This is a genomic window from Saccharopolyspora sp. 6V, assembly GCF_020176785.1.
Lineage (GTDB): Bacteria > Actinomycetota > Actinomycetes > Mycobacteriales > Pseudonocardiaceae > Saccharopolyspora_C > Saccharopolyspora_C gregorii.
In genome coordinates this window covers 1-11,178 of record NZ_JAIUKB010000045.1, presented here as the reverse complement: position 1 = coordinate 11,178, position 11,178 = coordinate 1, and the positions used below count along the sequence as shown (strand labels likewise).

Genomic DNA, 11,178 nt, shown 5'->3' with positions numbered 1-11,178 from the left:
CGAGTGGGCGCGCCGCACCCGCCCCGGGCGCGGCCCCGGCCACACGCCCCCGCCCCCCGCCCCCCCCCCGCCGCGCGCGCCGCGGGCCGCCCCGGGGTGCGGGGGCGGCCCTCGTCGTACTAGGTCAGGCGCGGGCGGAGTCGGCCAGCAGCGCGCGCAGGTTCTCGGCCGGGGCCGGGTGGGCGAACAGGAAACCCTGGTAGGCGTCCACGCCGAGGTGATCGAGCAGGTCGTGCTGGGTGGTGTTCTCCACGCCTTCCGCGATGCACATCCGGCCCATCGCGTGCGACAGCTCGATGACCGCGCGGGTGATGCCGAGGTCCACCGGATCGGTGCCCATCCCGGAGACGAACCGGCGGTCCAGCTTCACGATCTGGGTGGGCAGGTCCTTGAGCCGCGCCAGCGACGAGTAGCCGGTCCCGAAGTCGTCCATCGCGAACCGCACCCCGTCGCGGGCGAGCCCGCTCATCACGCCCCGCGGCCGCGCGGGCAGCTCCACCAGCACCGTCTCCACCATCTCCAGCACGACCCGGCCCGGTTCGATGCCGCTGGAGGCGATCTCCGAGGTGATCTCCTCGTGGAAGCCGTCGTCCTCCGGCGAGAGCCCGGAGAGGTTCACCGCGACACCGGGTGCGCGGCCGCCGGTGCGCTGCCAGCCCGTCGCCTCGCGCAGCGCCGCCCGCAGCACCCAGCGGTCCAGGTCCGCGAGCATCCCGCCCTGGGTGGCGACCGGCAGGATCGTGTCCGGCCGCAGCAGGCCGCGCTCCGGGTGCGGCCAGCGCACCAGCGCCTCGGCGAGCGTGATGGAGCCGTCGCGGCGGAACACCGGCTGGAAGTGCAGCTCCAGGCCGTCGTGCGCCAACGCCTCCCGCAGTTCCTCCTCCAGCGCCAGCTGCGCGGGCGCGCTCGCGGGCGCGGTGCGGCCGTGCCCGCGCCGCTTCGCCTGCAACATCGCCGCGTCCGCCGACCGGATGAGCTCCGCCGGGGTGATGCCGTCCTGCGCGGTCGCCGCGCCGAAGGTGGCCGTGACGCTGAGCAGCCTGCCGCGCAGCGGCGTCGTCGCGCACAGGATGTCCGAGACCGTGCGGTGCAGCGTCTCCATGCCGCCGCAGCCCGGCAGGTTCGAGCAGATGACGAGGAACTCGTCGCCGTACAGCCGGGCCGGCGTGCACGACTCGGGCAGCTCGTCGACCAGCCGCCGCGCGAGCGTCGCCATCAGCTCGTCCCCCGCGTCGTGGCCCAGCGAATCGTTGAACCGCTTGAAGTTGTCCAGGTCGCAGAACAGCACCCCGACCCGGCCCGCGGTGTCGGCGGACAGCAACGGCGCGAGCACTTCGTTGACGCCGCGCCGGTTCAGCAGGCCGGTCGGCTGGTCGTGGGTCGCCTGGAAGTGCAAGGTCTCGGTGCGCCGGACCTGCTCGGTGAGGTCCTGGAACACGGCCAGCCAGAACCGGTTCCCGTCGTGGTCCACCGACGCCGCGCACCGCACCTCGCACCACATCGGCTGCCCGCCCGCCTGCGCCAGCCGCCGCTGCGCCACCGACCCGGGCGCCCGGTCGTGGCCCGGCGGCACCGCGCGCGGCACCAGGCCCGCCACCCCGTCCAGCGGGTGCATCAGCTCGGCGGCCACCAGGCCGTGCGGGCGGTACCCGAGCAGTTCGCACAGGGCGCCGTTGGCGTCGAGGATCCGGTCCCGCTCGTCGAGCAGCGCGATGCCCGTCGGCGCCAGCTGGAACAGGTCGGTGAAGCGGCGGTCCGAGCGCTCGCGCTGGGCGAACGCCTCCGATTCGTCCCTGGTCACCTTGATGAACCCGTCGAGGGTGCCCTTGGTGGTGCGCTGCGCGGTGATCACCACGTGTGCCCAGAACGCGGAACCGTCCTTGCGCAGCCGCCAGCCGCGGTCGATGAAGAAACCGTGCGCGGCCGCTTGCTCCAACTCCCACGTCGGGTAGCCGGATGCGATGTACTCCGCCGGGTAGAACGTGGAGAAGTGCCTGCCGATGATCTCCTCGCTGGTGTACTGCTTGATCAGCTGGGCACCGCGGTTCCAGGTGGTGACCCGGCCGTCCGCGTCGAGGGCGAAGATGGCGTACTCGCGCATGTCGGCGGCCAGCGCCCCCAGCAGCCGTTCCGTCTCCACCTGGGTTCCGGTGCGGTGGAAGCCGGTGCCGGGCAGGGGAGGGAATGCGTTCACCAGATCTCCGTTCCGCGGCGGTGCGCGGGAGTGCCGAGCCGACCGCGACCGGCGGCGCGAGGAGCCTGATCCGGGCGCTCGACCAGGGCCGAGGTTGCTCACGGTACCGCCGAACCGGTGACACCGGCAAGAAATCGAAATGGGGCTTTCGGCCCTGGGCCCGCGCTGCCGGGCGGGGCAGCGTGGTGATCGGAGGTCCCGCCTCGGAGGTCGTCATGGCTACGCTCGTCCCGCATCCCCGGCAGCGCCCCACCGGTTGGGTGGGCTGGGTGTACTTCGCCGCGTTCATGCTGGTGCTGACCGGAGTCGTGCAGATCGTCAACGGCCTGTTCGCGCTGGCCCGCTCGGGCACCACCTACCTCACGCCCGGCGGCGAGTGGGTGCGGCTCGACCTCTACGGCGTCGGCCTCGGTTTCCTGCTGCTGGGCGTGGTGCTGGCCGCCGTGGGGATGGGCCTGTTCGGCGGCCGGACCTGGGCGCGGGTGGTCGCGGTCGTGCTGGCGGTGCTGAGCGTGCTGGCGAACGTCGTGCTGTTCGCCGCCTCGCCGCTGTGGTCCTCGGTGGCGATCGTGGTGGACGTGCTGGTGGTCTACGCGTTGGTGATGCACGGCAGGGAGGCGTGGCGGAGCTGATCCGGTACCGGTCACCACCCGTCCACTTCGGATTTCGCGGGGCGCTCGGTAATGCGCCGTGATGCGTTCGAAATGGGTTGCTGGACAACTCCGAATGTTGTGGTTAAAGTGGCGGTCGCCGGAACTCGTGACATAGCACCGCGTTCCGGTGACCACCGCGTCGTGCAGCGGCAGTTTCGTTCGCAGGGGTAGCGCTGTGCGGTGGTTCGTCCGGTCGCTGACCGGGCGGTTCTCGGAATTCATTTCGCTCCGCGATGAGTCGTCGCACCGTCGCGTGAGCCCCTCTTTCAGTCGGATCGGGTGGTTCGGGGCTTCGCCCGGTCCGGCGCACGAGACGCCGAACAGGAGAAGAGTTGCTGGGCCGAAATCAGGTGCCCGACCGCCCGCGGTGGCGGCCGGTCGAATCCCGCCGTCCGCTGCCCCGCCCCCGGGCTGCGCGGATTCGGGACGACCGGCGCACCGAACGCCCCGGGCAATGCGCTGAGCTGCGGTGATGTGACCTCCGGTCGCTGTCGCGCCGGCGCGCGGAGACCGGTGCCGACGCGCGTTTAGCGTCGCTGCGCCGCTCCCTTTTCCGCCGCTTCCGCCGGGCGAGTCCGCCCCGCGATTCCGCGGCGCATCCGAACTTCCGCTCGATCCCGCGCGGACTCGCGCCGTGCCTCGGATCGCCCCTCGGGAAGAAGTGAATATGAACGAAGCCGTGCGCTGGTGGCCTGGTCTTCTGCAGAAGGTGCTGCACCACGTGCCCGCTGATGCCCGCCAAGTCCGCATAGGCGGAGTGGACGGCCGAGTGGCCTTGTGCGGATGCGTGACCGTTCCCGCATTCGGCAGCAAGCTCGACGAGTGGTCCCGCTGCGAAACGTGCGTGCGCGACCTGGCCGGTCCCGACCGCTGAACACGAGCAATTCCGACCCGTGCTGATCCGCACGAATGAGAGGTACGAATGATCAAGATCATCGACGCGATCACCGCCCCGACCGGCGCGGCCGACTGGTACCAGTCGGCGCTGTGCGCCCAGTCCGACCCGGACGCGTTCTTCCCGGAGAAGGGTCAGTCCGGGAAGATGGCCAAGCGCATCTGCGGTTCCTGCGAGGTGCGCGAGGACTGCTTGCGCTACGCGCTCGGCAACGCGGACCTGTCCGGGATCTGGGGCGGCCTCAGCGAAAGCGAGCGCCGCGAACTCCGCGTCGCCGCCCGCGCCGCCGAACTCGCCGCCGACGCGGCATGACTTCCGTCCACTGCGGACTGCACGTGTTCCACCGCGCAGAACCGCCACCGACGCGTTCCGCTCGAACCACGGCCCCCACCCGGCCGTCGAGCTAGACCTCCGCCGGGGAGCTCGACGCCCGCCCCGCCGCGCTCGATGCCCTCGCCCTCATCCCCCGAGGCCCCCGAAGACCTCCCGCGCGGGAAGCTCGTACCGACAACCACGAAAGGTTGTTCGGCGCGGTGCGGTCTAGTCGGGGTTCGCGGGTGGCGGGGATTTCCTCGCCCGGTGGTACTCCAGGTGCTCAGCGGCGGGGAGGCAGGACGCAACCGTGTGGAGCTTGGCTTCCCGGACCCCGTTCCGAACGACGGTCAGATCCGCCTCGATGAAGAGAGCCCCTTTGTCGAGCTGGACGTGGCAGTTCGGGCACAAGCACAGCATGTTGTCGATCTCGTCCGGACCGTGGTGCGGTGCGCCCACTCCGCGGATGTGCGCGCCTTCGGCGTAGGGCGTGCCATTGATCAACAGTTCTCCGCGGCACGCCTGGCAGGTGTAGTCGTAGGCCGCTAGCACGTATCGCCGCACCGCGCTGAGCCTGCTGACCTCGTCGGAGGTGCGCCTGCGACGGCCAGGCGTTCGGGTCCCAACGGGCGCTTGTTTCGCAGGAGCCTCGGGAGCAGGCGCCGAAGCGTCCGGTTCTTGCAGCTTGACGAGCCGGAACCGGCACATCTCGAACCCGCGGAGACCGGGCGCGTGCCAGGACTCTTCAACGACGAAAAGACCTGCGTAGCTGTACCCCGACCCGGACGCGCTGCCGTTGGACGCGTTCGCCCGACGTACCACGCGCACCGGCCTTCCGGTGAACGTGCTGGTTTGCAACGCAGCGTTGCCCGGGTCGTCGAAGCTCTGGTGCCGGATCTGGCGCTTGCGCTCGTCTTGGCCACCGTGACCGGTGTAGATGATCGTGTGTCCCTGGTCTTCGTCGTCTTCGTAACCGCCGGAGACGACGATGGATTCGGCACCTTCTTTTCTGGTGCCGACGATGCCGGCTTGGAGCGCGCGATGAACGCCGAGGAGATGCGCGTCGTACCGGGTGGGGAAGAGATGTTGTTCCACAACGCCGGGTATGTGGCCGAAGACCGGCTCGGGTCTCTTCGTCTTGTCCGGCCTGGCGATCACGGAGAACCCCAGGTCCGCGGCCCTCTTGGCGAGGGCTCGTTCGTCTTCCGGCGCAAGCGGAGTCGAGGTGGAAGGGGAGTCCGAGGCGGCGCCGCTGATGATCCGTGCGAGGCCGCTGATGTCGTAGTGCTTCCTGTTGCAGATGAGCAGCTCTTGGATGTCGTCCCGGGGTGTGTGCTCGGGCAACGAGTTCCAGCGCTCGGTCGCGGACTGAATGTCGGCTTCGGTCACTGCGCCAAGATCCACGCGGCCACCCTAGTCAGGGTCACCCGATCAAGGAGGCATTTTCCGTGTGATGTCGCGGTCTCGACGTTCTGGTGTCGGCGCCGAGCGAACCACCTGGACGCCCCTCACCCTGGCGGGGGAGCTCTTTCGGGGAGGGGACGTCGATGGAGATCGCTTGGTCGGTGGACGGTGTGCGGTGCGGGCTCGAGGTGGAGCCTCGGGTGACCGTGCTGGACGGGTTGCGCGAGCACTTGGGGGTGGTCTCGGTGAAGAAGGGCTGCGACCACGGGCAGTGCGGGGCGTGCACGGCGCTGGTGGACGGGCGGCGGGTGCTGACCTGCCTGTTGCTGGCGGTGGCCGCCGATGGTGCGGAGATCATCACCGCTGCCGGGCTGGGAGCCGTCGGACCTGCCGCTGGTGGGCCTGGAGCCGGTGAACCCGCCGGGGCTGGGCGGGGTGCCGCCGAATCCGGACCGGGTGCCGGCGGGGGCGCGCCGGGTGGCGATGGCCCTGCCACTGCCGGGCCGGGAACCGGCGAACCTGCGGCGGAAGCTGGCACGGGGCGGCTCGCGGGAAGCGGTACTGCGGAGGTTGCCGAGGCGGGAACCGGCCCGGGCGGGTCCGCTGGTGCCGCGGCGGGGGCCTCCGGCGGTCGGGACGCCCGGTCGGTGGACGGTGAACCGACGTGGGAGGTCGTTCCCGGACCCGGCGGCGCGGGTGCCACCGGTCTCGTGGCGGCCCCGGGACGACCGCCGGCCGAGCGGGAGGTGCACCCGGTCGCTCAGGCGTTCCTGGAGCACGACGCGTTCCAGTGCGGGTACTGCACCCCGGGCCAGGTGTGCTCGGCGGTGGGGATGCTCGCCGAGGCCGCCGACGGCAGGCCGAGCCACGTGACCGCGGACGTCGCCGCCGGGTTCGAGGAGCTCGACGACGCGGAGATCCGGGAGCGGATGAGCGGGAACCTGTGCCGCTGCGGCGCCTACGTGAACATCGTCGCCGCGATCCGCGACGCGGCCCGGCGGGAGGGATCGCGATGAACCCGTTCGACTACGTGCGCCCGGACGACGCGGCGGGCGCGGTGGCGACCGTGGCGCGGAACCCGGGGGCGGTGTTCCTCGCGGGCGGCACGAATCTCGTCGACCACCTGAAATTGGGGGTGAGTGCGCCGGAGCTGCTGGTGGACGTGTCGCGGCTGCCGCTGGACGAGGTGCGGGAGCTCCCGGACGGCGGGATGCGGGTGGGGGCGGGGGTGCGCAACAGCGACCTCGCGGCCCACCCGCTGGTGCGCACCCGGTTCCCGGCGTTGGCGCAGGCGCTGCTGGCGGGCGCCTCGGGGCAGCTGCGCAACGCCGCCACCACCGGCGGGAACCTGCTGCAGCGCACCCGGTGCCCGTACTTCCAGGACGTGACTACCCCGTGCAACAAGCGCGATCCGGGGGCGGGGTGCTCGGCGATCGGCGGGCACCACCGCGACGCGGCGATCTTCGGCGCCTCCCCGGAGTGCGTGGCCACGCACCCCTCCGACATGGCGGTGGCGATGGCGGCGCTGGACGCGCAGGTTCGGGTGCAGGGCCCGGAGGGGGAACGCGCGGTGCCGGTCGTCGAGTTCCACCGGCTGCCGGGTGACGAACCGCAGCGGGACTCGGTGCTGCGCCACGGCGAGTTGATCACCGCGGTCGACCTGCCGGGCAGCGCGCCGCACTCGGTCTACCGGAAGGTGCGGGAGCGGGCGTCGTACGCGTTCGCGCTCGTCTCGGTCGCCGTCGACCTGGACGTCGCGGACGGCCGGGTGCGCAACGCGCGGATCGCGCTCGGCGGGGTCGCGCACAAGCCGTGGCGGGCCACCCGCGCCGAAGGGGCCCTGCGCGGTGCGCCCGTCGGCGAGCAGGCGTTCCGCGCGGCCGCGGACGCCGAACTGGCCGCGGCCGAACCGCTCAGCGGCAACGCGTACAAGGTGCCGATGACCCGCGGGACGCTCGTCGCCGTGCTGCGGGACCTGGTGGAGGAGGCGCGATGACGGACCTGCTGCGGCCACGGGCGATCGGCGCCCCGCTGGAACGGCTGGACGGCCCGGACAAGATCAACGGCACCGCGCGCTACGCGTTCGAGCACCCCGTGCCCGACCCGCTGTACGTGCATCCGGTGCAGGCGACGATCGCGCGCGGCCGGATCGAGGACATCGACGTGCACGCCGCCGAAGACCTCGACGGCGTCGCGACGGTGCTCACCCACGAGAACGCGCCCCGGCTGGCGACCGACTCCGACGCCGAGCTGTGGGTGCTGCAATCCCCGGAGATCGCGTTCCGGGGCCAGCTCATCGGCGCGGTGCTCGCCGAAACCCCCGAGATCGCACGGCAGGCCGCGGATCTGGTGCGCGTCGACTACCGGCGGGAACCGCACCACGTGGTGCTGCGCGGCGACGACGACGCGCTCTACGCGCCGGAGGTGGTCAACCCGTCGTTCGCCGCCGACACGCGCGACGGCGACCCGGACGGCGCGGAACCGGCGGTCGTGGTGGACGCGACCTACACGACGCCGATGGAGCACAACAACCCGATGGAACCGCACGCCACCATCGCGACCTGGCGCGGCGGCGTGCTCACGATGTACGACTCGACGCAGGGCGTGCACCAGATGCGGTCACGGCTCGCGCCGGTGCTCGGGCTCGACCCGGAGCGGATCCGAGTGCTCGCCCCGCACGTCGGCGGCGGCTTCGGCTCCAAGGGCACCGCGCACGCGCACAACGCGCTCGCCGCGCTCGCCGCCCGGGTCGCGGGCGGACGGCCGGTGAAGCTCGCGCTGACCCGGCAGCAGATGTTCGCGCTCGTCGGCTACCGCACGCCCACCATCCAGCACGTGCGGCTCGGCGCGGACCGCGACGGGAAGCTGGAACTCGTCACCCACGACGTCGTCGAGCAGACCTCCACCGTGCAGGAGTTCGCCGAGCAGACCGCCGTCGGCACCCGCACCGTCTACGCCGCGCCGAACCGCCGCACCACGCACCGGCTCGCGGCGCTCGACGTGCCCGTCCCGTTCTGGATGCGCGCACCCGGCGAAGCACCCGGCATGTTCGCCACCGAGTCCGCAGTGGACGAACTCGCCGAAGCCTGCGGGATCGACCCGATCGACCTGCGCTGCCGCAACGAACCCGCCGTCGATCCCGCCACCGGGCTGCCGCACTCCGCGCGGCACCTCGCCGAATGCCTGCGCGAAGGCGCCGAACGGTTCGGCTGGGCCGGCCGCGACCCGGCGCCGCGGTCCGCGCGGGACGGGGACTGGCTGGTCGGCACCGGCGTCGCGAGCGCCACCTACCCCGGCTACAAGATGCCCGGCTCCACCGCCACCGTCCGGTACCGCGACGGGCGCTACGAGGTGCGCATCGGCGCCGCCGACATCGGCACCGGCACCCGGACCGCGCTCACCCAGATCGCCGCCGACGCGCTGGACCGCCCGGTGTCCGATGTGGACTTGGAGCTCGGCGACACCGCGCTGCCCACCGCCACCGTCGAAGGCGGCTCCTCCGGGCTCACCTCCTGGGGAACGACCGTCGTCGAAGCGGCCCGGCGGTTCCGGGAGAAGTTCGGCCACGACCCCGCCGACGGCGACGAAGCCGACGGCGCGATTCCCGACGACCCGGACGAGCAGCGGTACGCCATCCACTCGTTCGGCGCGCACTTCGCCGAAGTCCGCGTCAACGCCGACACCGGTGAGGTGCGGGTGCCGCGGCTGCTCGGCGTGTTCTCCGTGGGGCAGGTCGTGAACCCGCGGCTCGTGCGGTCGCAGCTGCTCGGCGGCATCACCATGGGCATGTCCATGGCGCTGTTCGAGCACAGCGTCCTCGACCCGCAGTTCGGGCACGTCATCAACCACGACCTCGCGCAGTACCACGTCGCCGCGCACGCCGACGTCGCCGACATCGAGGTGAGCTGGCTCGACGAGCACGACCCGCATTCGAACCCGATGGGCAGCCGCGGCGTCGGCGAGATCGGCATCGTGGGTTCGCCCGCCGCCATCGCGAACGCGGTGCACCACGCCACCGGCATCCGGGTCCGGGACCTGCCGATCACGCCGGACAAGCTGCTGGGCGGCTGACCCGGCGGCGCACCGCTGGAGGAGTGAACGGACCGTTCGTCCCATCTCGTTGGACGGACGGTCCGTTCACTCGCGTTCCGCGGAGGGTGAACGGACCGTTCGTCCCATCCCGTTGGTCAGACGGTCCGTTCACTCCGGTGCGGTTCGCGGGTGGGCGCTGGTGGGTGGGGCGGCTACTGGTCGGAACGGTGCACTGATCGTGACCGTCGGAGGTAGTCCTTCCATGAACAACACCTGGTCAGGGCCTTGCGAACCTTGCTCGTCACCCGAAAGAGGGGCACTCTGGGTGTTCGAGTGAGGGGTGGGCGATGGTGCGGAACCGCGGATTTCTCGGACGAGCGGTGGTGCTGCTCGCGGTGCTGGTGACCGTGCTGGCGGGTGGTCTCGCCTGCCAGCCCGCGCGGACGCAGCGCGCCCCGGACGCCCCGCAGGGCGCGGCTCCGCCCACCGCCGAACCGACGCCCGCCGAAGGAGCTCCCGGCAGCGACGACCCGGTGCTCGCGGTGAAGATCGACAACGCCCCGGAAGCCCGGCCGCCGACCGGTATCGGCGCCGCGGACGTGGTCGTCGTCGAACCGGTCGAAGGTGGCTTGAGCAGGCTCGTCGCCGTGTTCGGGAAGCAGCGCCCGCCCGTCGTCGGGCCGGTGCGCAGCGCCCGCGAGACCGACCTGGAACTGCTCGCCCAGTACGGCAGGCCGACGCTGGCGTTCTCCGGCGCGGCCCCGGAACTGCTGCCGGCGCTGAACGCCGCGCCGCTCGAAGCGGTCCAGCCGGAGCAGGCGCCCGGTGCGTTCTTCCGCGGCACCGGCAAGCCGGTGTCGCACAACCTCTACGTCCGCCCCGGCGAGCTGCCCGCGGGCGCCGGCTGGTCGCCGAAGGCGCCGCTGGCGTTCGGGCCCGCCCCGGCGGGCGGTGCGCCGCGCACCTCCGCGCAGGTCGACTACCGGGCGGCCTCCACCGGTTTCACCTGGTCGCCGGAGCAGCGGCGCTGGCTGGTGTCGATGGACGGCGCGCCCGCGACGGCGGCGGACAGCGGGCGGCTCGGTGCGGGCACCGTCGTGCTGCAGCAGGTAGAGGTGCGGGACTCGGCGATGAAGGACGTGGCGGGGGGCGCCGCGCCGCACGCCGCGACGGTGGGCTCCGGCCGGGCCGTGGTGCTGCGCGACGGGAAGGCCTTCGACGCGCGCTGGTCCCGGCCCTCCGCCGACGTGGGCACCACGTACACGACGGCGTCCGGCGAACCGCTGCCGTTCGCGTCCGGTCCGGTGTGGGTGGTGCTGTCGGACCGGCTGTGACGGCCGGCCGGGGAGCGGGCGGCGGACTCCGCCGCCTAGTCGGTGGAGTTGGCTACTCTCGAAAGCATGAGCGACCGCCGCTTGCTACTGGTCCACGCCCACCCCGACGACGAAGCCACCGCCACCGGCGCCACCATGGCCCGCTACGCGGCGGACGGCACCACCGTGACCCTGGTGACCTGCACCAGCGGAGAGCTCGGCGAGGTCGTCGCCGACGACCTCGCCCACCTGCGGGGCGCTCCGGACGCGGGGGGGGGGGGCCCCCCCCGGGGGGGGGGGCCCCCCCGCCCCCCGCCCCGGGGCCCCCCCCCCCCCCGGGCGGGGGGGCCCCGGGGGGGGGGGGGGGGGGGGGGG

8 protein-coding genes and 3 pseudogenes are annotated in these 11,178 nt (G+C 72.6%); 9 read left to right on the top strand and 2 right to left on the bottom strand.

Translation table 11 applies throughout. The features are described from left to right. Positions 1-124 precede the first annotated feature (124 nt). On the bottom strand, positions 125-2,194 hold the full coding sequence (locus LCD35_RS10445; protein ID WP_225044101.1) for a bifunctional diguanylate cyclase/phosphodiesterase: 2,070 nt from the start codon (positions 2,192-2,194) through the stop codon (positions 125-127). A gap of 215 nt (positions 2,195-2,409) precedes the next feature. Here LCD35_RS10445 and LCD35_RS10440 point away from each other — a divergent pair, with 215 nt between their 5' ends. The 3 genes from LCD35_RS10440 (at position 2,410) to LCD35_RS10430 (ending at position 4,054) form a co-directional block, all read left to right on the top strand. Then, positions 2,410-2,826 carry a hypothetical protein gene (locus LCD35_RS10440; RefSeq protein WP_224965976.1) on the top strand — a complete coding sequence of 139 codons (417 nt, stop codon included), beginning with the start codon at positions 2,410-2,412 and terminating at the stop codon, positions 2,824-2,826. A 688-nt stretch (positions 2,827-3,514) separates the two neighbouring features. Next, positions 3,515-3,721: a hypothetical protein gene (locus LCD35_RS10435; RefSeq protein WP_224957828.1), complete on the top strand. Its 207-nt coding sequence runs from the start codon at positions 3,515-3,517 to the stop codon at positions 3,719-3,721. A 48-nt stretch (positions 3,722-3,769) separates the two neighbouring features. Beyond that, positions 3,770-4,054: a WhiB family transcriptional regulator gene (locus LCD35_RS10430; protein ID WP_224977528.1), complete on the top strand. Its 285-nt coding sequence runs from the start codon at positions 3,770-3,772 to the stop codon at positions 4,052-4,054. A 228-nt stretch (positions 4,055-4,282) separates the two neighbouring features. On the opposite strand, the gene LCD35_RS10425 is transcribed toward LCD35_RS10430, so the two are convergent. Next, on the bottom strand, positions 4,283-5,443 hold the full coding sequence (locus LCD35_RS10425; RefSeq protein WP_225044100.1) for a YDG/SRA domain-containing protein: 1,161 nt from the start codon (positions 5,441-5,443) through the stop codon (positions 4,283-4,285). A gap of 158 nt (positions 5,444-5,601) precedes the next feature. On the opposite strand from LCD35_RS10425, the pseudogene LCD35_RS10420 reads away from it, so the two are divergent. The 6 genes and pseudogenes from LCD35_RS10420 to LCD35_RS10395 form a co-directional block, all read left to right on the top strand. Next, positions 5,602-5,757, top strand: a pseudogene (locus tag LCD35_RS10420) (2Fe-2S iron-sulfur cluster-binding protein); the annotation flags it as partial. A gap of 444 nt (positions 5,758-6,201) precedes the next feature. Continuing rightward, positions 6,202-6,474 (top strand): annotated as a pseudogene (locus LCD35_RS10415) (2Fe-2S iron-sulfur cluster-binding protein); the annotation flags it as partial. Continuing rightward, on the top strand, positions 6,471-7,454 hold the full coding sequence (locus LCD35_RS10410; RefSeq protein ID WP_224977526.1) for a xanthine dehydrogenase family protein subunit M: 984 nt from the start codon (positions 6,471-6,473) through the stop codon (positions 7,452-7,454). The pseudogene LCD35_RS10415 and the gene LCD35_RS10410, both read left to right, overlap by 4 nt. Further along, positions 7,451-9,529: a xanthine dehydrogenase family protein molybdopterin-binding subunit gene (locus LCD35_RS10405; RefSeq protein ID WP_224977525.1), complete on the top strand. Its 2,079-nt coding sequence runs from the start codon at positions 7,451-7,453 to the stop codon at positions 9,527-9,529. The genes LCD35_RS10410 and LCD35_RS10405 overlap by 4 nt, the downstream gene beginning before the upstream one ends. A 308-nt stretch (positions 9,530-9,837) precedes the next feature. Beyond that, positions 9,838-10,824, top strand: coding sequence for a DUF3048 domain-containing protein (locus LCD35_RS10400; RefSeq protein ID WP_225044099.1), 987 nt, complete (start codon positions 9,838-9,840; stop codon positions 10,822-10,824). Between the two features lie 66 nt (positions 10,825-10,890). Continuing rightward, positions 10,891-11,079: pseudogene (locus LCD35_RS10395) on the top strand (PIG-L family deacetylase); the annotation flags it as partial. Positions 11,080-11,178: the final 99 nt, after the last annotated feature.